Here is a 21846-nt window from a genome sequence, read left to right on the forward strand (position 1 = left end):
TGGTTAGGCTCCGCACACGGCCCGAATGAGAAAACGGCGGCCTGTTGCGGGCCGCCGTCTTGCGTGGGAACGATGCAGGCGGGTCTCAGCCCGCGCGCATCTGGTTGTGCTTGCGGGCGATGAATTCCTTCGCCGTCTCGACCGCCACGGCGGCGTCGCGGCAATAGGCGTCGGCGCCGATCGCCTTGCCGAACTCTTCGTTCAGGGGCGCGCCGCCCACCAGAACGATGTAGTCGTCGCGGATGCCCTGTTCCTTCATCGTGTCGATCACGACCTTCATGTAGGGCATGGTGGTGGTGAGCAGGGCGGACATGCCGAGGATGTCCGCCTCTTCCGCCTTCAGCGCGTCGAGGTACTTCTCGACCGGGTTGTTGATGCCCAGGTCGACGACCTCGAATCCCGCGCCTTCCATCATCATGGACACGAGGTTCTTGCCGATGTCGTGGATGTCGCCCTTGACGGTGCCGATGACCATCTTGCCCATGCGCGGTGCGCCGGTCTCGGCCAGCAGCGGCTTCAGGATCGACATGCCCGCCTTCATCGCGTTGGCGGCCAGCAGAACCTCCGGCACAAACAGGATACCGTCGCGGAAGTCGCGGCCGACGATGGTCATGCCGCCGACAAGCGCCTCGGTCAGGACCCGGTAGGGTTCCCAGCCGCGTTCCAGGAGGATGTTGACGCCTTCCTCGATCTCTTCCTTAAGACCGTCGTAGAGGTCGTCGAACATCTGTTGGACGAGTTCCTCGTCGTCGAGTTCGGAGAGGATGATGTCGTCGTCTTCATCGGACATGGATGTCTTTCCTTCTGCGTTGCGCAGGGTGCATATGGGCGATGCCCTCCCTGCGACTAATCGTCGTTTTCCAGTCGCGTCAATTGGCGGATTGCGACATTGGGCAGAGTTCTACCGACGCGCTGCAAGCCGAATGGCGCGACATTGCGCGTGTTCACGTTAAGTTCTAGTGTGCGTGCATGGATCATGAGCATCGCATTCTGCCGGATGACCGGCGCCGGGCGCGCGGCGCACTGAGCCGTGACACCGGCCGGTTCGAGCGTTTCGACCGGGTCGAAACGGATGACGGATGGGACATTCCCGAGGATCGTCCGGCGTTTGTGACAGAGGTGCGCGAGGAACGCGCGCGCTCTGTGGTGAACTACGTGCGCTCGCCCGATCTGCCCTTCGACCGGTCGCTGAACCCCTACCGCGGGTGCGAACACGGGTGCATCTACTGCTTCGCGCGGCCGACGCACGCCTACCTCGGCCTGTCGCCTGGGCTGGATTTCGAGACACGGCTGGTGGCCCGTCCGAACGCGCCGGAGGTTCTGGCCCGCGAATTGTCCGCCCGCCGCTACAGCGTCGCGCCGCTGGCCATCGGAACGAACACCGATCCCTACCAGCCGGTGGAGCGGGATCGCGGGATCATGCGCGCCTGCCTCGAGGTGCTGCGCGACTTCCGGCACCCGGTGGCGATCGTGACGAAGGGCACGCTGATCGAACGTGACATCGACATCCTGTCTGACATGGCCGCCCAGGGGCTGGCGCGCGTGGGCATCTCTGTCACGACTCTCGACGACACGCTGTCCCGCCGGATGGAGCCGCGCTGCCCGCGTCCCGCGCGCAGGCTGGCCGTCATCCGCGCGCTGGTGGACGCCGGTGTGCCGGTACGGGTCATGGCCTCGCCCATGGTGCCTGCGCTGACCGATCCGGAACTGGAGGCAATCCTTGCCGCGGGCGCGGAGGCCGGTGCCAGTGCGGCAAGTTATATCATGCTGCGCCTCCCGCGGGAGGTGGCCGGGCTCTGGCAGGAGTGGCTGGAGGCGCACTACCCGGACCGCGCGGCGCGGATCATAGGCCACCTGCGCGACATGCACGGCGGAGAGGTCTATTCCTCGAAGTGGTTCCATCGGATGAAGGGGGAGGGCGTCTATGCCGACCTTCTGGCCCAGCGGTTCCGGCGCGCTGTCCGGCGCCTGAACCTCGATCAGCCGCAACCCGACCTGCGGTGCGACTTGTTCCGCGTGCCTCCGAAAGCCGGTGACCAGATGAGCCTGTTCTGACCGGCAGGCACGACGGCGCGTCTGCGCTGCATGCGGGGCCGGGTCTGTCATCCCCTGCGGCGGCGCCCGCGGCGTTCGCGGCCTGCGCCCTCGTCGTCGCCCGTCCCGTCGGAGGCGGAGGAGAAGCCGCCCAGTTTCTCGGCGATGACGTCGAGCGTCGGTCGCGGTCCCGGTGCGCGGGTTTCCAGCGCTTCGCGCATCGCCTTCAGGTGCACGGGCATGGTGCCGCAGCAGCCGCCGATGATGCGCGCGCCTGCGTCACGCGCCAGGCAGGCATAATCCGCCATCAGTTCCGGCGTGCCGTTGTAGTGGATATGGCCGTCGCTGTATTTCGGAATGCCGGCGTTGCCCTTGGCGATGATCGGACGATCGGTCCCCGTCGCGGCAAAACCCAGCACGGTGCGCATCAGGTCCGACGCGCCGACGCCGCAGTTCGCGCCGAAGGCGATGGGCGGGTTGGGCAGGCTGTCGACCAGCGCCACCATGTCCTGCGAGGTGACGCCCATCATCGTGCGCCCGGCGGTGTCGAAGCTCATGGTGCCGCACCACGGCGCGCCGACGTTGCCGAAAGCCTCGGCCGCGGCGCGGAACTCCTCGGGGGCCGAGATCGTCTCGACCCACAGCACATCGGCGCCGCCGTCCATCAGGCCGCGCGCGGTTTCCTCGAACATCTCCACCGCGCTTTCGTGGGACAGGCTGCCTGCGGCGCCCATGATTTCGCCGGTGGGGCCCACGGAGCCCGCGACGATGATCGGACGACCGGCGGCATCGGCCACCTCGCGGCCCAGCTCGGCGGCCAGTTTCGACAGCTCGTAGGCGCGGTGCCCGGCGTCGTGCAGTTTCAGGCGCGACGCGTTGGCACCGAAGGAGTTCGTCAGGAAGAGATCCGACCCGGCATCCACCGAGCCCTTGTAGAGCGCGCGGATCTTGTCCTGCTCCGTCTCGTTCCAGAACTCCGGCGCATCGCCCGACATCAGCCCCATGTTGAACAGGTTCGTTCCGGTGGCACCGTCGGCCAGCAGCCAGTCGCGCTCTGCCAGGGCCTTGGTCAATGCGTCGCTCATGCTGTGGTCTCCTTCGCTGATGGCATCGCGTGTTTCACAGTTGTTGGCATGACGCAAACTCATAATCTGCATCATCTTGATGAGGATTGTAGCCAAGGGGCATGGCGGTTCAGGCCAGCAGGATATCCGGGAAAACCGCGCCGAGCCCCAAAGCGGAGGCGAGAGAGTAGGCAAGCGCGCGCGGGATGTTGACCGCCCATGCAGCCACCTCGCGCAGCAAGACCTTTGTCATGCGAGGCGCCTTGCCACTGGTCTCGGGCGTCGTGCAGGCTGCTGCGGGACGTCCGGCCCAGGCAAGGCTGGCGGCGCCGCGCAGGGCATGGAAGGGTTCGGTCACGACAATGCGGGTCTCTCCTTTGGGCAGATCGGGACGGGAAAACAGCGCATTCTGCAAGGTCGACAGGGACTGGCCCTCCCACGACACGGCGGAAGGCGGCACACCGGCGCGGATCGCTGCCTCGGCCATGACTTGCCCGGGTCGGGTGCCGGGCAGGGTGTTGCCGCAGGTCATGTGCAACCTCTTTACCATCCCTTCGCGATACAAGCGGACGGCGGTGGCGACTCTCATGGCCGTGTCGGGTGTCAGCTTGTCCGGCGCGCTGCCCCCGCCCAGAACGATGGCGACATCGCGCGGTTTGGACACCGATGTGCAGGCGGGTATCGCGAATTGCGAGATCGTCGTGAGCAGGACGCATAACGCCAAATAGCTGGCGACAAGGCGCAGAACCGTGCGCATTTGGAGCTACCTGTCCTGTTGCAGCGTCAGCACCTGGAGACGGCCACTTTCACTGTCGTACCAGAGGTGCGCGCGCTCCGGCGTCTGGATCACGCGCCACCACGCGGTTTGCCGGCCAATCGCCTGCTTCCAGCGCAACTGTTCCTCCAGATCGATGCAGGCAGACAGCTTGGCGTCGAACAGCCGCCCAAGGCGCGTCCAGTCTTCGGTTGCGCCCGCCGGTGCGCTGGCGATGAAGGTTGCGCGCTGGCAGTTGAAGCGCTTGGCTTCGGATGTCAGCGTCTCGGTCACCGTGAAATCTGCCGGGATCAGGGATCGCAGGTGCTCCACGTCGGCACGGCATGCCGCCAGTGCAAGCGGAAGGAGCAGCGCAGACAGCCTGAAAGCGGAACACGTCATCGAAAGATCTTTGGCAAAGGCCGCCGGGGCGGCGTTTGCTGCAAGAGTGTCGGCGTTTCAGGTCACATACAAGGGTGACTTGGGCCTTTGCGGCACGATGACGTGCCGCAAAGGCTCATTCCAGCTCGATCGTGCCCGGCGGCTTCGAGGTCGTGTCGTAGAACACGCGGTTGATGCCCTTCACCTCGTTGATGATCCGGGTCGAGGTCTCGCCCAGGAACTCGTGGCTGAAGGGGTAGTAATCCGCGGTCATGCCATCGACGGAGGTGACGGCCCGCAGCGCCAGCGCATAGTCATATGTCCGGCCATCGCCCATGACGCCCACCGTGCGCATCGGCAGGATTGCCGCGAAGGCCTGCCAGATCTCGTCATAGAGACCGTGCTTGCGGATCTGGTCGATATAGACCGCATCCGCCTTGCGTAGGATGTCCAACTTGTCGCGGGTGATCTCGCCGGGGCAGCGGATCGCAAGGCCGGGCCCGGGGAAGGGGTGGCGGCCGATGAAGGAGGCGGGCAGGCCCAGTTCGTGACCCAGCGCGCGGACCTCGTCCTTGAACAGTTCGCGCAGCGGTTCGACCAGTTTCAGGCCCATCTTTTCCGGCAGGCCGCCGACATTGTGGTGCGACTTGATCGTGACCGACGGGCCGCCAGAGAAGGAAACGGATTCGATCACGTCGGGATACAGCGTGCCCTGCGCGAGGAATTCGGCACCCTCGATCTGATCGGCGTATTTCTGGAACACGTCGATGAACAGCTTGCCTATGGTCTTGCGCTTGATCTCGGGGTCGGAGACGCCTTCGAGCGCGCCGAGGAACAGGTCGCTTTCGTCGGCATGGATCAGGTTCAGATTGTAGTTGTCGCGGAACATCTGCACGACCTGTTCCGCTTCGTTCAGGCGCAGCAGACCGTGATCCACGAACACGCAGGTCAACTGATCGCCGATCGCCTCATGCAGCAGGATGCCGGTAACGGAGCTGTCGACGCCGCCGGAGAGGGCGCAGATCACCTGCTTGTCGCCGACCTGTTCGCGGATCTTGGCGATCATCTCCTCGCGGTAGGCGGACATGGTCCAGTCGCCGGTGAAGCCCGCAAGCTTCACGAAGTTCTCGTAGAGCGTCTTGCCGTTCGGTGTGTGGTGCACCTCGGGGTGGAACTGCACGGCGTAGAACCGGCGGTCGAGGTCGGCGGTCATGGCGAAGGGTGCGCCGGTCGAGGTGCCGTAGACCTCGAACCCCGGGGCAAGCTCTGCCACGTGGTCGCCGTGCGACATCCAAACCTGCTCGCGGCCCGAACCGTCGAGGAACCAGCCGTTGAAGAAATCGGTGGTCCGCTCCGTCGGTATGACGTAGGCGCGCCCGAATTCCGCTGTGTGGCTTTGCCCGGCTTCGACGCGACCGCCGAGGTCCTGCATCATCACCTGCTGCCCGTAACAGATGCCGAGGATCGGCACGCCCAGGTCGTAGACGGTCTTCGGCGGACGCGGCGAACCCTCACGGGTCACCGAATCGGGGCCGCCGGAGAAGATGACGGCTTTGGGGGCGAAATCGGCCAGGAACGCGTCGGTCACGTTCTGATAGGGGTGGATTTCGCAATAGACGTTCAGCTCCCGCAGGCGGCGCGCGATGAGCTGCGTCACCTGGGACCCGAAGTCGATGATGAGGAGGCGGTCATGCTGGGCTTGGGTCATGCGCTCCTGTACGCAGGGGCCGGGAAAGTTTCAATATCGCTCGGGAGGCGTGATGCGGGTTTTGACGGAATACGGGATGGGGTCCTCGCTCAGACGCGGCGACCAGACGGAAGCGGCGGCGCGCGGGCTGCGCGATGCGCTGTGGCGCAACTCCATCCGTGCGGCAGAGGTCTTTGGCCGCGCCAAGTCCGAGATGCGGCTGGCGGTGAAGGTCGGTGTGCCTGTGCCGGAGGACGTCGACGTGGCGGCCCTGCGGGAGGTCTTTCCCTACGGCACACCGGACATCGAGGTGGTCGAGGGTGGCCTTTCGGTGCCGCATCCGACCGGCGAAGGTGAGGCTCTGGTCATGGCGGCGGTGTCGATCACCGTCTCTTTCGGGGAGGACGCATGATGGAGCGGCTGATCATTCGCATGGGGCTGGGCACGGGCGAGACGGCGCAGGAGGCTGCGGAGGCAGGTCTGCGCGACGCGATGGGCCGGGCGGTTGTCCATGCTTCGCACGAAGGCGGTGTGTTGCGCGTCACGGTCGGCGTTCCGGAGGCCGAAGGGGTTTCGGAACCCGCGCTGGTCGCGGTCCTGGGCCAATCCGCGGAGGTGACCTGCCGGACAGGCGGATTGTCGGTGGGCGAGCGTTTCGTGGCGACCGTGGCGCTGGAGCTTTTTGTTCCAACCAACGCCGCATGATATGCGAACGGCAGCGCGGTCAGTGTCGCGGCAAGGCATAACAGCGCGCGCGACGATTCGTCGGGCGGGGATGTGCCTATGTCTTTTAGGCCGACAGGCATTACGGAAAATGCGATGGACATTGCCAGCGCACTGGTGCGGCCGCAGGACTGTCCGGGCTGAACGCCTTAATCGCCTGCTAAAGCCTGTGGGATAAGACAGAACACATTCGAACGATCCGCCTGTTTAGCGGCGGCAGGTCGCCTGCATGGCCTAGTATGTCGTATTTTCGCGCCAAGCGCCGCTAACGCGCCAATCCCCGCGGGCTTCAGCGGCTATTCAGGCGGAAATCGGTCCGGGCGCGACAGGCGTGCCCCGAGAAATGCGAGGATGGATCCATGGCAGAAGCGACGGCACGCAGACGTGCGCGCGGTACGGGCGGCGGGGCCGCACGGCGGGCGGAGCGGACCTCCACCGCGGTGGAGACGGCGAGGTTCATCGAACGCAACATTCCGAACTTCGAGGTCCTCACCCAGGAGGCCCTGGAAATCATCGAGCACAACGCCGAGACCGTGCTGGAAGAGATCGGCGTCAACTTCGTGAACAACCCCGGCGCTCTGGCGCGCTGGAAAGAGGCCGGCGCCGACGTGCAGGGCGAACGGGTCCGCATCCCCCGGGGCCTGGCCCGCACGCTTTGCGCCACCGCGCCGTCGCAGTTTACCCAGCACGCGCGCAATCCCGACCGCAACGTGGAGATCGGCGGGCGCAACCTCGTGCTGGCTCCGGTCTACGGCCCGCCCTTCGTGCGCGACCTCGACGGCGGCCGCCGCTATGCCACGATCGAGGACTTCCGCACCTTCGTGAAGCTTGGTCAGATGTCGAAATGGCTGCACCATTCCGGCGGAACGGTGTGCGAACCGACCGACATCGCGGTGAACAAGCGCCACCTCGACATGCTGCTGGCGCATATGACCCTGTCCGACAAACCCTTCATGGGGTCGGTGACGGAGCCGTCGCGCGCCGCCGATTCCGTCGAGATGTGCGAGATTTTGTTCGGGAAACAGTTTGTTTCCGAGCATACGGTGATGACTTCCCTGGTCAACATCAACTCGCCTCTAACCTTCGATGACGTGATGATGGGGGCGCTGGAAACCTATGCCGCGGCCGGGCAGGCCTGCATCGTTTCGCCCTTTATCGTGGGCGGTGCGATGGCGCCGGTTTCCGTGGCGGGCACCCTGACGCAGGTGCTGGCAGAGGTGCTGGCAGGGGTGGCCTACAGCCAGTTGATCCGTCCCGGCGCGCCGGTGATCTTCGGGGCCTTCGTGACCTCCATCGACATGAACTCCGGCGCGCCCACCTTCGGCACGCCGGAGGCCGCGCACATCACCTACGGCGCAGGCCAGCTGGCGCGTCGCCTAGGCCTTCCGTACCGGTCTTCGGGATCGTTCTGCGGATCGAAACTGCCCGATGCTCAGGCCGCCTACGAGACCGCGAACTCGCTCAACATGGGTCTGCTGTCCGGGGTCAACTTCATGCTCCACGCCTGCGGCTGGCTGGAGGGCGGACTGGTGTCGTCGTTCGAGAAGTTCGTGATGGACGCCGACCAGCTCGGCACGCTGCACCACCTGGCCAAGGGCGTCTCAATCGACGAGAACGCGCAGGCGATGGATGCCATCCGCGAGGTCGGTCCGGGCGGTCACTACCTTGGCTGCGCGCATACGCAGGCGAACTTCAAGTCTGCCTTCTGGCGCTCGGAAGTGCTTGATTACAAACCATATGAGACCTGGTCGGAGGATGGTGCGCGGGACACCGTGGCGCTGGCGCAGGTCCGGATGGCGAAACTGCTGGACGCCTACCAGAAACCCGCGATGGACCCCGCCATCGAGGAGCAGCTGAACGATTATGTCGCCCGCAAGAAGGCGTCGATGACCGACAGCTTCACCTGAGGCAGAGCGGCCCCGGAACCTGTGTTCCGCGGGCCGCTTTCAGCCTGCCGCGGCCGGTCCGTCGGGCGCCACCAGTTCGGCGGCGCTCCGCAGAAGACGGGCCTCTCCCATCATCGCGGTCAGCACCTCGACATGGCGGCTGACGCTGTAGGCGGCATCGCCACCCCTGCGCCGTTCGTCCAGCTCGGCCTCGATCTCCATCAGGCGCATCAGCGCCACGCCCGAGCGGGGCAGGGCGGCAAATCCCAGAACCCGACGCAGGTGGGGCACCCTGCGGTATTCCTGCGCGCCGATGCGGGCGGCGCGGATCAACAGGCGCGGGCGGCGCAGATCGCTCAGCATTCCCAACACGTCCTTCATCTGTCCAACCTCCTGTGCAAGACCGAAACGGTTCGGCCGACGGCGGAACAGAAGCACACTCATGAAGGGTGTTGCGCGGCACCGTACGGTCGCGAACGAGCGATTTACCCATGATTATCTATTGTTAGGAAGGATCGTCCCGAAGCGTGTGTGTTAACCAAAGAGTAACCGGCACACGCGAAGGTTGCGATCGATCAAATGGGGATAAACCTGTGAACAAATCGTCCCGACGCAAAGGTCACGCATGATCGACGCGCCACCCTGCAACGCCGCGGGCCCGGTGCCCGCATGGATGCCCGAGCGGGTGCTCGTGTACCTGGCGCATGTGGAGGGTGGAAAGTCGATCCGTGAACTTGCGCGCCAGGCGGGATGCCACGCTTCGACCGTCCTGCGTCAGATCCGGAAGATCGAAACGCTGCGGGACGACCCTTTGATCGACGCAGCCTTATGCACCATGGGGGCAGCCGGCACGGGGGCGCCGGCTACATTGACCAGAAAGGACGATGAACCGATGACTGCTGCCATCAACACTCCGGTCCCACCGGACGAGACGACACTTGCGCGTGAGGCGCGGCGGGTGCTGCGCCGCCTGTGCGAGCCGGGTGCCGTGCTGGCCGTTGCGGCCGAGATGGAAAAGGCCGTGGTGGTGCGCGACACCGGCGACGGAGGCAGTGCGCGCACAGCCGTCGTCGAGGTCGGCATTGCCCAGGCGATGGCCCTGAAGGAATGGATCACATGCGACGCCCCCGCGCGTATCTCCAAATACCGGATCACTTCGGTGGGGCGGGTGGCGCTGAACCGAATGGTTGCGGCACAGGAGAACCGGGTGCGCGGCTTTGCCGAGGCTCAGGCGGGGTTCGAGACGGGGCGCGCCGCCGATGCCGCCCTGGAAGAAGTCGAGCGCGACCCGAGGCTGCGAAAGGGACACTTCGCCCTGGCCGAAAGCCCGCTGACGACCCTCGGGCGGCGGCGGGACAAGGACGGCACGCCCTTCCTGACCGATGTGCTGATCGCTGCCGGGGAACGTCTGCGCGAAGACTTCGAACTGGCCCAGATGGGGCAGCGCACGACGCAGAATTGGGATCATTTCCTGACCCCCGGCGTCTCGACCCGCGCCGGGAATGCGGGCGGCAGTGCGTCGGCTGCGCAGGAGCGGCTTCAGGCGGCGCTGCGCGATCTGGGTCCCGGCCTGGGTGACGTGGCGCTTCGGTGCTGCTGTTACCTTGAAGGGCTTGAAAAAGCAGAGAAGCAGCTGGGTTGGTCGGCACGTTCGGGTAAGATCGTCCTGCGGATCGCCCTGCAACGTCTGCGCCGACATTACGAAGAGCGTGGCAAGGGAGGTGGCGACTTGATCTCCTGACCCGTCCTGCACGAAAATCGGCAATACATGCATGAAACGGCCCCCGCGAAGGAACGCGGGGGCCGAATTTCGTTCACCAAAAGGCGCTGGATTATTCCGCAGCCTTGATCGGCGTGTCAGGGGTGACGGGCAGCGCCGGTGCGCTTTCCGCGGCCTCGCGGACGCCCTTGGCATAGTCCGGATGCACACGTTCGAGCACAGCGTACCAGCGTTCCTTTACACTGTCGGAACAGGGCGCCATGGCGCCTGCCATGTTCTGATGCAGGCGCTTGCGCTCGTCGTCCGAAAGGACATCCTTATAAAGCGCGCGCGGCTGGACAAAGTCGTCGTCGGTGACCTCCTGCGGATGGCGGTAGGCCTCGGCGTCGATGCGCATCGGCGGCTCCGTGACCGACGGATCTGGGCGCGGCGCGTCCTCGTACTGGTTCGGCTCGTAATAGGCGTTGGGATTGCCCGTGTCGTTCTGGAAGAACCGCATCGCCCCGTCCTTGTGGTAGTGCGCCACGGGTGCCTTGGGCGCGTTGGCGGGCAGTGCTTCGTAATGCGTGCCAAGCCGGTAACGGTGCGCGTCGGCGTAAGAGAAGATCCGCGCCTGCAGCATCTTGTCCGGCGAGAAACCGATGCCCGGCACCACGTTCGAGGGCGAATAGGCGGCGTTCTCGACCATCTGGAAGTAGTTCTCTGGGATGGTGTGCATCTCCAGTTCGCCCACCTCGATCAGCGGGTAGTCGGCGTGCGGCCAGACCTTCGTGAGATCGAAGGGATTGAACGGGAACCTGTCCTCCTCGCCTTCCTTCATGACCTGAATGAAGAGCTTCCACTTCGGGAACTTGCCCTCGGAGACCATGTTGAAGAGGTCTTCCTGAAAGCTCTCGCGCGTCTCGCCGATGATCTTCTTGGCTTCCTCGTTGGTGTAGTTCTCGATCGGCTGCTGGCAGCGGAAGTGGAACTTCACCCAGTGCCGCTCACCTGCGTCGTTCCACATGGAGAAGGTGTGCGAGCCGTAACCGTGCATATGCGCGGGGTTCTTCGGGATGCCTCGGTCGGACATCAGGATCGTGACCTGGTGCACCGATTCCGGCTGCCCGGCCCAGAAGTCGAACATCGCCTCGGGCGAGCGCATGTTGGTCTTGGGGTGGCGCTTTTGCGTGCGGATGAAATCGGGGAACTTGTAGGCGTCGCGGACAAAGAAGATGGGGGTGTTGTTGCCCACCATGTCCCAGTTGCCTTCCTGAGTGTAGAACTTCAGGGAGAAGCCGCGCACGTCGCGTTCGGCATCCGCTGCGCCCAGCTCACCAGCAACCGTGGACCAGCGGGAAAGGACGTCGCAGGTGTTGCCGACCTTGGAGAACAGCGCCGCGCGGGTATACTTCGTGATGTCATGCGTCACGGTGAAAGTGCCCTGCAGACCCCAGCCCTTGGCGTGGACAGCGCGTTCGGGGATGCGCTCGCGGTTCTGATGGGCCAGCTTCTCGATCAGCTGGTAGTCCTCGAGCAGCAGCGGGCCGCGCGGTCCGGCGGTCCGCGATGTTTCGTTCGTCGGGACTGGTGCACCTGCGGTTGTGGTCTGACGTTTGGACATGAAGCCTCTCCTTGCTGTTCCTGCCGACCAATGCGCCGCACCATCTTAAAGTTTCATTGTATGATATTCTGGCCGCGATAGCCTGCGGTTATCGCCAGCCTTTGCGATGACGCCCACGCGGCTTGCCCGGTACGCATGGCAGCGGGGTGGATTCGCGGACCGATCAGGCGTAGGAGAGGTGAAAGCCGTTGTTGCGAAAGGTCAGTGACATGCGCGATCTGAAGATCCCCGGGGAGCGCCACCCCGAAAAGGCCCATCGGGCCGACAATGCCCAGCCGAAGAAACCCTCCTGGATTCGCGTCAAAGCGCCCGGCGGGCAGGGATACAACGAGACCAAGCGGATCATGCGCGAACACAAGCTGGTGACCGTCTGCGAGGAGGCCGGGTGCCCCAACGCGGGCGAGTGCTGGAACCTCGGGCATGCGACGATGATGATCATGGGCGAGATCTGTACCCGCGGCTGCACCTTCTGCAACGTGGCGACCGGCCGGCCCGACGCGCTCGACGTGTTCGAGCCGGGGCGCGTTGCGGATGCGGTACAGAAGCTGGGGCTAAACCACGTGGTCATCACCTCCGTCGACCGGGACGACCTGGACGACGGCGGGGCAGAGCACTTCGCCCAGACGATCCGCGCCGTGCGGCACCGTTCGCCCGATACCACCATCGAGATCCTGACCCCCGATTTCCTGAAGTGCGGGCCGGACGCGCTCGAAACCGTGGTCGCGGCAAAGCCGGACGTGTTCAACCACAACCTCGAAACCGTGCCGGGTCTCTACCCGGAGGTCCGTCCGGGCGCGCGCTACTTCCACTCCCTGCGGCTTTTGCAGCGTGTGAAGGAGCTGGATCCCGGCATATTCACCAAGTCGGGCATCATGGTCGGCCTCGGTGAAGAGGCACAGGCGGTGCGACAGGTCATGGACGACATGCGCGCGGCCGACGTGGATTTCCTGACCATCGGCCAGTATCTGCAGCCGACGCCAAAGCACCACCGCGTGGCCCGGTTCGTCGAACCTTCAGAGTTCGCGGCCTACGAGAAGGCGGCCTTCGGCAAGGGGTTCCTGATGGTCTCGGCCACGCCGCTCACGCGGTCGTCGTACCATGCGGGCGACGACTTTGCCCGGCTGCGCGATGCCCGGCAGGCGAAACTCGGTCGGGCCTGAGGGCGCGCGGATAGCCGTCCGAAATCGGCGGTTTGTCCGGAAACGCAAACGCTCCTGAAATAAATGCGCCGGCGTCGGATTGGATCCGCGCCGGCGCATGCGTTCAACCACCAGGCTCGGCCTCAGGGCGCGGGCAGCGCCTTGATGTAGTTGGCAACGGCGGTCCGGTCCTCTGCCGAGAGCTTGGAGAAGTTGTCCACCACCTCGGCCATGTGCCCGCCCACGCTGTCGAAGTCCGGTGTGAACCCGGTTTCGAGGTAGTAGGCCACGTCGGTCGCCGACCAGGTCAGCTTGTCCGGCGTCAACGCCGGTATCGTGCCCTGTCCGGACGGGTTGGGCGCGCCAGCCAGCCAGCGTCCCTTGTCCAGCCCGCCAAGCGCGTTGCGCGGGGTGTGGCATTCGCCGCAATGGGCCAGGGTCTCGGCCAGGTAGCGGCCACGCTCGTTGTCGCCCGCGGGCATCACGTAGTCGTCCGAGAAGAACAGGAGCTTCCAGCCCCCCAGCGACCGCCGGATGTTGAACGGAAAGCCGACATCGTGCGGTTGGGACGCGGTGTCGGACGGTTCCAGCGACATGATGTAGGCGTGCAGGTCCGCGACATCCTGATCCTCCATCTTGGTGTAGGAGGTGTAGGGGAAGGCCGGGTACAGGTGCTCTCCTTCCGGCGACACACCCCGGGTCACGGCATTGGCGAGGTCGACGATGGACCAGCCGCCGATTCCCGCCTCTGACGGCGAGATGTTGGGCGCGTAGAAGGTTCCGAAATCGGACGGGAAGGCCTGACCGCCGGCCAAAACCAGCTTGTCCTCGCTGTCGGGCGCATGATGACACGATGCGCAACCGGCGGCGGTGAAGACCGTCTCGCCACGCGCCGGATCACCGGTCAACGCCTCGAACCGGGCGGCATCGACGCGCGACGGCGCGGTCAGCCACAAACCGATCCCGACCGCGATGATCGCGATCGGGACCAGGACTTTCAGAAAGCTGCGCATTTATTCCGGCGCGCGGTACGTGTCGTGGCACGCCTTGCAGGCGCCGCCGACCTTGCCCAGCATCGGCCCGAGCGCTTCCTGCCCGGTGCCAGCGGCAGAGGCCATCTCGGTCGCCGCGGTGCCGAGGTCTTCCCACTTCGAATTGAAGTCGTCCATCTGTTCCCAGATCACCGGCTGCGCGCGGGTGCCGTCGATGGACATGGTATCGGTGCCCTCGGCCCACATCGCGGCCTGGTGCAGGCTGGCGACGGCGGCGATGTTGTCGGCGGCCGCCTGTGCAGCCTCCGCATCGTATTCGACCGCGCCCTTTGCCATTCCGCCCAGCACGCCGAGGTTCAATGCGAGGATGTTGAACTGACCCTGCCGTGCCTTGACCGGCTGCGGCAGATCCTGCGCGGTTGCGGCTGTGGCGCAAACGGCCAGCGCTGCGAGAACGGTAATGGTTTTCTTCATTGGGTGTCTCCCTGTTTTCAATGTGGCCAGCTTAATGTCGCTGAGAATTGTGACAAACAAATTCTGCGTGTGCAGAGATCGGGGGACGCGCTGCCCGAACAGGCATCGCATCCCGGGCGATTTTTTCACAGCCGGACGGCGGGATCACGCGCTTTTCGACATGTCTTCGGTAAACCGGACCTTGCCGATGTAGGGAAGGTTACGGTTGCGTTGCGCATAGTCGATTCCGCAGCCTACCACGAATTCGTCCGGGATCTCGAAGCCGATCCAGTCGGCCTTGAAATCGACCTCGCGCCGCGCAGGCTTGTCCAGCAGGGCGATGGTCTTCAGCCGCGCCGGTTTGCGTCCGCGCAGAAGGTGCATGACGTGGTTCAGCGTGTGGCCGGTGTCGACGATGTCCTCCACCACCAGCACGTCGCGCCCTTCGATCCCGGACCGCAGGTCTTTCAGGATGCGCACCTCGCGGCTCGATTCCATCGTGTTTCCGTATGAGGACGCCTCTAGAAAATCGACCTCGACGGGCAGGCGCAGCTCGCGCACCAGATCGGCGATGAAGACGAAACTGCCACGCAACAGCCCGACGACGACCAGTTTTTCAGTGCCGGCGAAAGCGCGGGTGATTTCCTGTGCGAGCGCCTCGATCCGTGCGGCAATGGCCTTGGCCGAGATCATCTCGTCTACGACATAAGGACGGTCTGACATCACAACCCCTTGATTTCCTGCGCGCAGCATACGACATCCAGCGACAGTGTCACCCGCTACGAGCGACCCAGACGGAGACTCATGCCTACCCATTCCGAGACCCGCAAACTCCCGTACACCGCCCAGCAGATGTACGATCTGGTCGCCGACGTGGCCAACTACCCGAAGTTCCTGCCGTGGACGGCTGCCGCCCGGATTCGGTCGCACCAGACGGAGGGCGACCACGAAGTGATGCTTGCGGACCTCGTGATCTCGTTCAAGGTCTTCCGCGAACGCTTCGGATCGCGCGTGACGCTTTGGCCGGACGACATGCGGATCCACACCGAATACCTCGACGGCCCGTTCCATCACATGGAATCGAAGTGGGGCTTCACCGATGTCGACGGCGGCTGCGAGGTCTCCTTCTTCGTGGATTTCGAGTTCCGCAACCGCATCCTTCAGGGCGCGGCCGGCATGTTTTTCTACGAAGCGATGCAGCGGATCGTGCGGGCCTTCGAACGCCGCGCCGCCGAGCTTTACGGCTGATCGGTAAACGGCCTTCGCCTGCGTTAACCACGTAGTCCCTAAGGCCCGGACGTGCCCGATTTGTGTCAAATTTAAGCGTCATCACGTGACTTCCTGTTGCAGCAAAGGGAGACCGTCATGATCAATCCAAGCTCCAGCGTGGTTCAGTCGTCGCTTTATGCGGCGCGCCTGACCCCGGCGGACCCGAAACCGGGCCTGCAGAAACCGGAACCCGAGGCCGCCGCCTATATCCCGGCCACCTCTCAGGGAACCGGCGTTCCGAACCTGATGGCGATGGGGATATACTCGCCCCCGACCGCCACCTCGGGCGCCCCCGGACAGTCGGGCGAAGCGCCCACCGGCAGCACGGGCGATCCCGCCTACAACGATGCCGTGGTAACGGTCAGGAACCAGGCCATGCTCATGGCCGCGACGCAGTATGGTCAGGCCACCGCGTTCACGGGCGCGCCGATGTCGCCTGCGGTGAACGCCACGGTGTGACGCGCCGCGTCGGGATGGCCTGAACCAAGCATTAACCATTGAGCGCGAATCCGGGCCGGTGCCGGCGACAGTGCCGCCTTTTGGCCCGATTTTTCGGGCATTTCTTCGGACCAGTTCATAGAGACTAAGAAGGGACGAACGAAATGCCCTCACTGTTTTCCATATCGGCCCATACACCGGGGGCGAGTGTTCCGCCGCGCCCGGTGCAGGAGGTCGAGCGCACCCCGGCCTCGCAAAGCCGGACCGCCCCGGGCGGCGCCGCCTTTGGCGACGCGCCGCAAGGGGCGGGCGCACCTGTTGCGACCGGCGCCACCGTCCGGCCCTCTGCCATCCAGCCCGCGCCCGCCGCGCCGCCGCCGGTGTCGACGTCGCAGGCGGGACGTCTGGCGGCGGTCACCATCGAACTCCAGGCCGAGCGGAAGGCCGAGGACGCGGCGGGCAAGGCCGCAGAGAGCGAAGCCGCCGAAGCCGAGGCCATCCGCGAAAGCGCGACGCCGCGCGGCACGGATCAGGCCACCCTCACGCGTCTCGACGAGCGCAAGGACCTCCGCGGCGAAGACGATCTGGCCCGCAGCATCGCCGGCACCTCGGAAGACACCGATCCGGCCCGCGAGGCGGCGGAGAAATACCGAGATGCGAATGAGACCACTTCCGCCGCAGAACCGGCGCGGCTGCTGATGGACGCCTGACCGGAGGCTCTTGGCTTCCGGCGCAGAGGGTGGTTCCTTGCACGGCAACGACGTGCCGGGAGGAACCATGTCCGCAACCGATCAGATTCTGACTGCCGCGGCTGCTGCCCTGGACCATCCCGACGCGCGCGAGGTCATGCGCCTGTCGACAGCGGACTGGCTCGCCTGCGGCATCGCCGGGCGCCACGAACCCGTCGCGCAGAGCGTGCGCGCGCTGGTCGAAAGCGAAGGTGGGCAGGGCCACGCGACCTTGTTCGGAGCGGGCAGGGCGCCTGCGCGCGCGGCGGCCCTGCTGAATGGCGCGGCCTCGCACGCGCTCGACTACGACGACACCCATTTTGCTCACATCGGCCATCCATCGGTGGCCGTACTGCCCGCCGCGCTCGCCGTCGGCGAGATGCAGGGTGCACGCCTGTCCGGGGTCATCGACGCGGCGCTTGTCGGTTGCGAAGCGTCGATCCGGTTTGGCGTGCTCTTCGGTCGTGCGCACTACCAGGCGGGGTTCCACCAGACCGCGACCGCCGGCGCATTCGGCGCAACCGTGGCCGCCGCCCGTCTGCTCGGCCTCTCGTCCGACGCCACCAATCATGCGCTGTCGTTGGTCACGACCCGCGCCTCCGGCCTGAAGTCGCAGTTCGGCACGATGGGAAAGCCCTTCAATGCCGGTATTGCCGCCTCAAACGGGGTAGAGGCCGCACTTCTGGCGCAGGCGGGCTTCACCTCTGCGTCGCAGGCTCTGGACGGTATGAGCGGTTTCCTGGCTACGCATCACTGCGACGGCATGGCAGAGCAACAGGCCGATCCGTGGATGCTCTCTATCAGCCACAAGTTTCACGCATGTTGCCACGGTCTGCACGCCACGCTGGAGGCCCTGGCCACTCTGCCGGGCACGGATCCGGCATCCATCAGCGCAATCGAGGTCATCACGCATCCGCGCTGGCTGACCGTCTGTCACATCCCGGAACCGCAGACCGGCCTGCAACTGAAGTTCTCTTACCGGGCCATCGTCGCCGCCGCGTTGCTGGGACACGACACCGCCCGGCTGGACACCTACACGGATGCGCTTTGCCACGATGCCGGTCTCGTCGCGTTGCGCGACAAGGTCGAGGTCCGCGCCGATGAGACCCTCGCAGAGACGGAAGCCGTGGTCCGCATCGAGACACCCGGTGGCATCACCGAAGCGCACCACGATCTGGATGCGCCCATGTCTGTCGACAGTCGCAAGGCACGGCTTGCCGGGAAGGTGGCCGCATTGGTCGGCGAGGATGTGGCAGATGCGATCTGGCAGGCCATCGAAGCCGACGATCTGCCTTCGATCTCCGCCCTGATGTAGGAACGGGCCCCGCAGGGCCCGTTTTCGTGCATCAAACGCCCGGCCTCAGCTGACGTGATCGTAGGCGCGTTCGCCATGCACCGACAGGTCGAGCCCGTTGACCTCCGTCTCGGCGTCGACGCGCAGCGGGGTGATCGCCCGGACCACCACGATCAGAACCACCGTCACGACAACGGTGAAGACGCCGACGATGAGCAGCGACCCAAGCTGGGCAACCCAAGACCCCGCACCGAAAGCCGCGATCATGATCGTGCCGAAGATGCCGCCGACACCGTGCACCGCAAAGACATCGAGCGTGTCGTCGATCTTCAGCCTATTGCGCACGAAGTTCACCGCCTCCTGGCAGAGCACACCTGCAACGAGACCGATTATCAGAGCCTCGACGGGGCCGACGAAACCCGATGCAGGCGTGATGGAGGCCAGCCCCGCGATGGTGCCGGTGACCATGCCCACAAGGCTCGCCTTGCCGAACTTGATCTTTTCCCAGAGCGCCCAGGTGAGCGAGGCCGCCGCCGCCGAGATATGCGTCACGGTCATTGCCATCGCCGCGCCGCCGTCGGCTGCAAGCTGCGATCCGCCGTTGAAGCCGAACCATCCGACCCACAGCATGGACGCACCGATCATGACGAATCCCGGGTTATGCGGCGGCTTCGAGTGGTCCTTGCGCGGGCCGAGGAAGACGGCGATCAGAATGGCCGCCAGACCCGCCGTTTCATGCACCACGATCCCGCCGGCAAAGTCCTTTACGCCGGTCTCACCGAAGATGCCACCGTCGGCCAGCATGCCGCCGCCCCAGATCCAGTGCGCCACCGGGGCGTAGCACAGCAGCATCCAGAGGAGCGAGAACAGCAGCACGAAGCCGAAGCCGATCCGCTCCACGTAGGCGCCGACGATAAGCGCGGGCGTGATGATGGCAAAGGTCATCTGGAAGGCGAAGAACAGCACTTCAGGGATCGTGCCGGACAGCGTGTCGGCGGTCACGCCGTTCAGGAACGCCCGGTCGAGCCCGCCCCAGATCATGCCGTCGCCGCCGAAAGCGATAGAATAGCCAAGCGCGAACCAGGCCACGCTCATCAGGCAGGCGATGGCGTAGCAATGCATGAAGACGCTGAGCACGTTGCGGGCGCGTACCAGCCCGCCGTAGAACAGGGCGAGCCCCGGCAATGTCATGAACAGCACAAGTGCCGTGGCAACGATGATCCAGGCGGTATCCGCTCCGACCATGAGTTTTCCTCCCTCGATATTTCAACGCCTGCGATGGCGGCGTTTCGCGATGAGGGCGGTCTCTGGCGTAAAACCTCTGCGGAAAAAACGGTCAATGAATGCGAAAGGCGGGCAATTCGTGTGCGGTTTTCATAACGGCGCTGAAATTATCCATATTTTCGACAATCGCACAATAATTGGTCGGAAATTGTATGGTGGCTGTTTTGCGGATTTGAGCGGTCAGGACAGCGCCGCCAGCAGCATCGCCAGTGCGTGTTCCGTCGCCGCGTTCCGCACCTTGTCGCGTCCGAGCGCACCGTGTTCGATCGTCTCTGACCTCGTGCCTGACGCATCGGCGAGGGCGTAACAGACCCGGCCTTCCGGCTTGAACTCGGATCCGCCCGGACCCGCGATGCCGCTGATGGCCACTGCGACGTCCGCGCGGGCAGCCTGACGCGCGCCCTCCGCCATTTCGCGCGCGACCTCTTCCGACACCGCGCCGTGCGCCTCTAAGGTTGCGGCGCGGACACCCAGCATCTCCTGCTTGGCGAGGTTGGAGTATGTGACGAATCCGCGCTCGAAGATCGCCGAGGATCCCGGCACATCGGTGAGCGCCGCCGCCACCTTGCCGCCTGTACAGCTTTCCGCCGCTGTCACGGTTCTGAAGGTTCCCCTGGCCTTTTCAAGAATGTGCTCTGCAATCTTCACATCAATGTCCCGTGGTAGAGGGCGGCCAGAACGATGGAGACGAGTGCCGCAAAGACGCCTGCGATCACGTCATCGAGCATCACGCCAAGCGCATCGCCGCGCCGGTCGGCACGGCCCACCAGCCACGGTTTCCAGATGTCGAACAGCCGGAACAGCACGAAGCCGGAGACCCAGCCGGGCCACAGCCGCCAGACCTCGATCCCCATCATGCCCGCGCCGAAGCTGACCGGCATGATTGCGATCCACTGGCCCACGACCTCGTCGATGACGATCCATGACGGGTCGTGGTCGCCCGTGCGGGTCAGCGCCTCTGTCGCCTTGAGGCCCGCAAAGAACACCACCACGCTGAGCGCCAGCAGCAGCCAGAAGCCGCCGATCAGGTGGATGACGTAGGCCATGGGCAGCGCCGCGAGCGAGCCCCAGGTGCCGGAGGCGGGGCGCAGGAAGCCGATGCCGCCGACGGATGCGATCCACTTCATATCGACACCAGCGTCGCGGTGGCGATGGCAGCGATTCCCTCTTCGCGCCCGGTGAACCCCAACCGTTCGGAGGTGGTCGCCTTGATCGAGATGCGGTCAGGTTCGAGGTTCATGATCCGGGACATTTCCTTCGTCATTTCAGCAGCATGCGGGCCGATCTTCGGGCGTTCGCAGATCAGCGTCAGATCGACGTTGCCGATACGGAAGCCGCGCGTCCGTGCCAGGTCGACCGCGTGTGTCAAGAATATCTCGGATGCGGCGCCTTTCCACTGCGGATCGCTGGGCGGGAAATGCCGCCCGATGTCGCCCTCCGCCAGCGCTCCATACAGTGCATCCGTCACGGCATGCATGCCCACGTCGGCGTCCGAATGGCCTTTCAGATTTCGGGTGTGCGGGATGCGCACGCCGCAGAGGATGACGTGGTCGCCCTCCTCGAAAGCGTGCACATCGTATCCGTTGCCGGTCCTTACGTCCATGGTGCCTCGTAACATGTTGCTGGCGCGAGAGAAATCCTCTGGCGTCGTGATCTTGATATTGCGCTCGGAGCCGGGTGTGACCCGGACCTCCATACCGGCGGCGCGGGCGACCTCCACATCGTCGGCGGCCACGCCCACAAAGGCGCGATGCGCGGCAAGAATGCCGTCGAAGCGGAACCCCTGAGGCGTCTGTGCGCGGAACAGCCCGCTGCGGTCGCGGGTGCCGCTGACATGGCCGTCCTCGGCCGTCCAGAGCGCATCGGTGACGGCAAGAGCAGGTGCCGCAGCCGGTGCCGTGTGAAGCGCGTCCAGCACGGCCTGCACGGTCTCCGCGGGCACACAGGGGCGGGCCACATCGTGGATCAGAACGGCGTCGAAGCCTTCGCCGCTCAGCGCCTCCAGGCCATTGCGGACAGAGGTCGACCGTTCCGCGCCACCGTGGACCAGCCGGACGTCCAGCCCGACGCAGACCGCTTCGGCGCGGGCCTGATCTTCGGGATGGATAACCATCGCGAGCGAACCGAATCCCGACATCGCCTCAAGCGTCCAGCGCGCCACTGGACGGCCCGCAACGTCTTGCCACTGCTTCGGCAGCGCGCCCCCGGCACGGGTTCCGCGACCGGCCGCAACGATGAGGATTGCTGTGCGCATACGTCTGAAATCCTTTGGCTTCCTTCTCATAAGGGGGGTGTGGTGCGGTTGCAATCTTCCCGACGGTATGCCTTTTTTTTAGGCAATTTTCAGTGGGTGCGGTGCAAAGGGCGTCGGAAACATTGAAGGAATACAATACAGAG

At 65.0% G+C, this 21846-nt stretch carries 24 protein-coding genes; 10 read left to right on the forward strand and 14 right to left on the reverse strand.

Features of this window, described 5'->3' with window-relative positions; genetic code table 11:
- Positions 1–85 precede the first annotated feature (85 nt).
- Positions 86–790, reverse strand: coding sequence for a corrinoid protein (locus tag ACU0DV_RS22625; protein ID WP_100930762.1), 705 nt, complete (start codon positions 788–790; stop codon positions 86–88).
- A gap of 179 nt (positions 791–969) precedes the next feature.
- Here ACU0DV_RS22625 and ACU0DV_RS22630 point away from each other — a divergent pair, with 179 nt between their 5' ends.
- Positions 970–2055 carry a PA0069 family radical SAM protein gene (locus tag ACU0DV_RS22630; protein ID WP_446243000.1) on the forward strand — a complete coding sequence of 362 codons (1086 nt, stop codon included), beginning with the start codon at positions 970–972 and terminating at the stop codon, positions 2053–2055.
- 47 nt (positions 2056–2102) lie between these two features.
- Here the strand turns inward: ACU0DV_RS22630 and bmt are convergent, their stop codons facing one another.
- The 4 genes from bmt to guaA all read right to left on the reverse strand — a co-directional run bounded on the left by bmt (position 2103) and on the right by guaA (position 5941).
- The gene (gene bmt, locus ACU0DV_RS22635; RefSeq protein ID WP_100930760.1) at positions 2103–3119 is read right to left on the reverse strand and encodes a betaine--homocysteine S-methyltransferase; all 1017 of its coding nucleotides are present in this window, start codon (positions 3117–3119) and stop codon (positions 2103–2105) included.
- A gap of 109 nt (positions 3120–3228) precedes the next feature.
- On the reverse strand, positions 3229–3855 hold the full coding sequence (locus ACU0DV_RS22640; protein WP_446243001.1) for a YdcF family protein: 627 nt from the start codon (positions 3853–3855) through the stop codon (positions 3229–3231).
- 6 nt (positions 3856–3861) lie between these two features.
- The gene (locus ACU0DV_RS22645; RefSeq protein ID WP_283983180.1) at positions 3862–4254 is read right to left on the reverse strand and encodes a hypothetical protein; all 393 of its coding nucleotides are present in this window, start codon (positions 4252–4254) and stop codon (positions 3862–3864) included.
- Between the two features lie 115 nt (positions 4255–4369).
- Complete coding sequence (gene guaA / locus ACU0DV_RS22650) at positions 4370–5941, reverse strand: glutamine-hydrolyzing GMP synthase (protein ID WP_370315974.1); 1572 nt, start codon at positions 5939–5941, stop codon at positions 4370–4372.
- A 52-nt stretch (positions 5942–5993) separates the two neighbouring features.
- Between guaA and ACU0DV_RS22655 the strand changes: the two genes are divergently transcribed.
- The 3 genes from ACU0DV_RS22655 to ACU0DV_RS22665 all read left to right on the forward strand — a co-directional run bounded on the left by ACU0DV_RS22655 (position 5994) and on the right by ACU0DV_RS22665 (position 8550).
- Entirely contained in the window at positions 5994–6332 is a 339-nt protein-coding gene (locus tag ACU0DV_RS22655; protein ID WP_446243002.1) for a Lin0512 family protein, read from the forward strand.
- Complete coding sequence (locus tag ACU0DV_RS22660) at positions 6329–6625, forward strand: hypothetical protein (RefSeq protein ID WP_446243003.1); 297 nt, start codon at positions 6329–6331, stop codon at positions 6623–6625. The genes ACU0DV_RS22655 and ACU0DV_RS22660 overlap by 4 nt, the downstream gene beginning before the upstream one ends.
- A gap of 377 nt (positions 6626–7002) precedes the next feature.
- Positions 7003–8550 (forward strand): trimethylamine methyltransferase family protein, encoded by a 1548-nt coding sequence (locus ACU0DV_RS22665; protein WP_446243004.1) that lies wholly within the window; start codon positions 7003–7005, stop codon positions 8548–8550.
- A 39-nt stretch (positions 8551–8589) separates the two neighbouring features.
- Here the strand turns inward: ACU0DV_RS22665 and ACU0DV_RS22670 are convergent, their stop codons facing one another.
- The gene (locus ACU0DV_RS22670) at positions 8590–8910 is read right to left on the reverse strand and encodes a DUF6477 family protein (protein WP_446243005.1); all 321 of its coding nucleotides are present in this window, start codon (positions 8908–8910) and stop codon (positions 8590–8592) included.
- A gap of 244 nt (positions 8911–9154) precedes the next feature.
- Between ACU0DV_RS22670 and ACU0DV_RS22675 the strand changes: the two genes are divergently transcribed.
- Positions 9155–10270 (forward strand): DUF6456 domain-containing protein, encoded by a 1116-nt coding sequence (locus ACU0DV_RS22675; protein ID WP_446243006.1) that lies wholly within the window; start codon positions 9155–9157, stop codon positions 10268–10270.
- Positions 10271–10361: 91 nt separating this feature from the next.
- Here the strand turns inward: ACU0DV_RS22675 and ACU0DV_RS22680 are convergent, their stop codons facing one another.
- Entirely contained in the window at positions 10362–11852 is a 1491-nt protein-coding gene (locus tag ACU0DV_RS22680; RefSeq protein WP_446243007.1) for a catalase, read from the reverse strand.
- Positions 11853–12061: 209 nt separating this feature from the next.
- Here ACU0DV_RS22680 and lipA point away from each other — a divergent pair, with 209 nt between their 5' ends.
- Entirely contained in the window at positions 12062–13012 is a 951-nt protein-coding gene (gene lipA, locus ACU0DV_RS22685) for a lipoyl synthase (RefSeq protein ID WP_100930750.1), read from the forward strand.
- A 122-nt stretch (positions 13013–13134) separates the two neighbouring features.
- Here lipA and ACU0DV_RS22690 read toward each other — a convergent pair whose 3' ends face one another.
- The 3 genes from ACU0DV_RS22690 to hpt all read right to left on the reverse strand — a co-directional run bounded on the left by ACU0DV_RS22690 (position 13135) and on the right by hpt (position 15159).
- Entirely contained in the window at positions 13135–14004 is an 870-nt protein-coding gene (locus ACU0DV_RS22690) for a c-type cytochrome (protein ID WP_446243008.1), read from the reverse strand.
- Positions 14005–14457, reverse strand: coding sequence for a c-type cytochrome (locus ACU0DV_RS22695; protein WP_100930748.1), 453 nt, complete (start codon positions 14455–14457; stop codon positions 14005–14007).
- Positions 14458–14601: 144 nt separating this feature from the next.
- Positions 14602–15159 carry a hypoxanthine phosphoribosyltransferase gene (hpt, locus tag ACU0DV_RS22700; protein ID WP_446243009.1) on the reverse strand — a complete coding sequence of 186 codons (558 nt, stop codon included), beginning with the start codon at positions 15157–15159 and terminating at the stop codon, positions 14602–14604.
- An 81-nt stretch (positions 15160–15240) separates the two neighbouring features.
- On the opposite strand from hpt, the gene ACU0DV_RS22705 reads away from it, so the two are divergent.
- From ACU0DV_RS22705 to ACU0DV_RS22720, 4 genes are all read left to right on the forward strand, one after another.
- Positions 15241–15684 carry a type II toxin-antitoxin system RatA family toxin gene (locus tag ACU0DV_RS22705; RefSeq protein ID WP_100930746.1) on the forward strand — a complete coding sequence of 148 codons (444 nt, stop codon included), beginning with the start codon at positions 15241–15243 and terminating at the stop codon, positions 15682–15684.
- Positions 15685–15801: 117 nt separating this feature from the next.
- Positions 15802–16164 carry a hypothetical protein gene (locus tag ACU0DV_RS22710; protein WP_446243010.1) on the forward strand — a complete coding sequence of 121 codons (363 nt, stop codon included), beginning with the start codon at positions 15802–15804 and terminating at the stop codon, positions 16162–16164.
- A gap of 143 nt (positions 16165–16307) precedes the next feature.
- The gene (locus tag ACU0DV_RS22715; protein ID WP_446243011.1) at positions 16308–16853 is read left to right on the forward strand and encodes a hypothetical protein; all 546 of its coding nucleotides are present in this window, start codon (positions 16308–16310) and stop codon (positions 16851–16853) included.
- Between the two features lie 67 nt (positions 16854–16920).
- Entirely contained in the window at positions 16921–18186 is a 1266-nt protein-coding gene (locus ACU0DV_RS22720; protein WP_446243012.1) for an MmgE/PrpD family protein, read from the forward strand.
- 45 nt (positions 18187–18231) lie between these two features.
- Here the strand turns inward: ACU0DV_RS22720 and ACU0DV_RS22725 are convergent, their stop codons facing one another.
- The 4 genes from ACU0DV_RS22725 to ACU0DV_RS22740 all read right to left on the reverse strand — a co-directional run bounded on the left by ACU0DV_RS22725 (position 18232) and on the right by ACU0DV_RS22740 (position 21703).
- Positions 18232–19410 carry an ammonium transporter gene (locus ACU0DV_RS22725; RefSeq protein WP_446243013.1) on the reverse strand — a complete coding sequence of 393 codons (1179 nt, stop codon included), beginning with the start codon at positions 19408–19410 and terminating at the stop codon, positions 18232–18234.
- A gap of 219 nt (positions 19411–19629) precedes the next feature.
- Positions 19630–20097, reverse strand: coding sequence for a CinA family protein (locus ACU0DV_RS22730; protein ID WP_446243014.1), 468 nt, complete (start codon positions 20095–20097; stop codon positions 19630–19632).
- Positions 20094–20576 (reverse strand): phosphatidylglycerophosphatase A family protein, encoded by a 483-nt coding sequence (locus tag ACU0DV_RS22735; RefSeq protein ID WP_100930740.1) that lies wholly within the window; start codon positions 20574–20576, stop codon positions 20094–20096. Before ACU0DV_RS22735 ends, ACU0DV_RS22730 begins: the two co-directional genes overlap by 4 nt.
- A complete protein-coding gene (locus ACU0DV_RS22740; protein WP_446243015.1) occupies positions 20573–21703 on the reverse strand; it encodes a bifunctional 2-C-methyl-D-erythritol 4-phosphate cytidylyltransferase/2-C-methyl-D-erythritol 2,4-cyclodiphosphate synthase in 1131 nt (376 codons plus the stop codon). Before ACU0DV_RS22740 ends, ACU0DV_RS22735 begins: the two co-directional genes overlap by 4 nt.
- Between the last annotated feature and the right edge of the window lie 143 nt (positions 21704–21846).

Source organism: Sagittula sp. (genome assembly GCF_052825245.1).

What these genes read in the sequence shown, in the direction of transcription:
- ACU0DV_RS22625 (WP_100930762.1), bottom strand. Translation starts at nt 790, where the DNA reads ATGTCCGATGAAGACGACGACATCATCCTCTCCGAACTCGACGACGAG.
- ACU0DV_RS22630 (WP_446243000.1), top strand. Translation starts at nt 970, where the DNA reads ATGGATCATGAGCATCGCATTCTGCCGGATGACCGGCGCCGGGCGCGC.
- bmt (WP_100930760.1), bottom strand. Translation starts at nt 3,119, where the DNA reads ATGAGCGACGCATTGACCAAGGCCCTGGCAGAGCGCGACTGGCTGCTG.
- ACU0DV_RS22640 (WP_446243001.1), bottom strand. Translation starts at nt 3,855, where the DNA reads ATGCGCACGGTTCTGCGCCTTGTCGCCAGCTATTTGGCGTTATGCGTC.
- ACU0DV_RS22645 (WP_283983180.1), bottom strand. Translation starts at nt 4,254, where the DNA reads ATGACGTGTTCCGCTTTCAGGCTGTCTGCGCTGCTCCTTCCGCTTGCA.
- guaA (WP_370315974.1), bottom strand. Translation starts at nt 5,941, where the DNA reads ATGACCCAAGCCCAGCATGACCGCCTCCTCATCATCGACTTCGGGTCC.
- ACU0DV_RS22655 (WP_446243002.1), top strand. Translation starts at nt 5,994, where the DNA reads ATGCGGGTTTTGACGGAATACGGGATGGGGTCCTCGCTCAGACGCGGC.
- ACU0DV_RS22660 (WP_446243003.1), top strand. Translation starts at nt 6,329, where the DNA reads ATGATGGAGCGGCTGATCATTCGCATGGGGCTGGGCACGGGCGAGACG.
- ACU0DV_RS22665 (WP_446243004.1), top strand. Translation starts at nt 7,003, where the DNA reads ATGGCAGAAGCGACGGCACGCAGACGTGCGCGCGGTACGGGCGGCGGG.
- ACU0DV_RS22670 (WP_446243005.1), bottom strand. Translation starts at nt 8,910, where the DNA reads ATGAAGGACGTGTTGGGAATGCTGAGCGATCTGCGCCGCCCGCGCCTG.
- ACU0DV_RS22675 (WP_446243006.1), top strand. Translation starts at nt 9,155, where the DNA reads ATGATCGACGCGCCACCCTGCAACGCCGCGGGCCCGGTGCCCGCATGG.
- ACU0DV_RS22680 (WP_446243007.1), bottom strand. Translation starts at nt 11,852, where the DNA reads ATGTCCAAACGTCAGACCACAACCGCAGGTGCACCAGTCCCGACGAAC.
- lipA (WP_100930750.1), top strand. Translation starts at nt 12,062, where the DNA reads ATGCGCGATCTGAAGATCCCCGGGGAGCGCCACCCCGAAAAGGCCCAT.
- ACU0DV_RS22690 (WP_446243008.1), bottom strand. Translation starts at nt 14,004, where the DNA reads ATGCGCAGCTTTCTGAAAGTCCTGGTCCCGATCGCGATCATCGCGGTC.
- ACU0DV_RS22695 (WP_100930748.1), bottom strand. Translation starts at nt 14,457, where the DNA reads ATGAAGAAAACCATTACCGTTCTCGCAGCGCTGGCCGTTTGCGCCACA.
- hpt (WP_446243009.1), bottom strand. Translation starts at nt 15,159, where the DNA reads ATGTCAGACCGTCCTTATGTCGTAGACGAGATGATCTCGGCCAAGGCC.
- ACU0DV_RS22705 (WP_100930746.1), top strand. Translation starts at nt 15,241, where the DNA reads ATGCCTACCCATTCCGAGACCCGCAAACTCCCGTACACCGCCCAGCAG.
- ACU0DV_RS22710 (WP_446243010.1), top strand. Translation starts at nt 15,802, where the DNA reads ATGATCAATCCAAGCTCCAGCGTGGTTCAGTCGTCGCTTTATGCGGCG.
- ACU0DV_RS22715 (WP_446243011.1), top strand. Translation starts at nt 16,308, where the DNA reads ATGCCCTCACTGTTTTCCATATCGGCCCATACACCGGGGGCGAGTGTT.
- ACU0DV_RS22720 (WP_446243012.1), top strand. Translation starts at nt 16,921, where the DNA reads ATGTCCGCAACCGATCAGATTCTGACTGCCGCGGCTGCTGCCCTGGAC.
- ACU0DV_RS22725 (WP_446243013.1), bottom strand. Translation starts at nt 19,410, where the DNA reads ATGGTCGGAGCGGATACCGCCTGGATCATCGTTGCCACGGCACTTGTG.
- ACU0DV_RS22735 (WP_100930740.1), bottom strand. Translation starts at nt 20,576, where the DNA reads ATGAAGTGGATCGCATCCGTCGGCGGCATCGGCTTCCTGCGCCCCGCC.
- ACU0DV_RS22740 (WP_446243015.1), bottom strand. Translation starts at nt 21,703, where the DNA reads ATGCGCACAGCAATCCTCATCGTTGCGGCCGGTCGCGGAACCCGTGCC.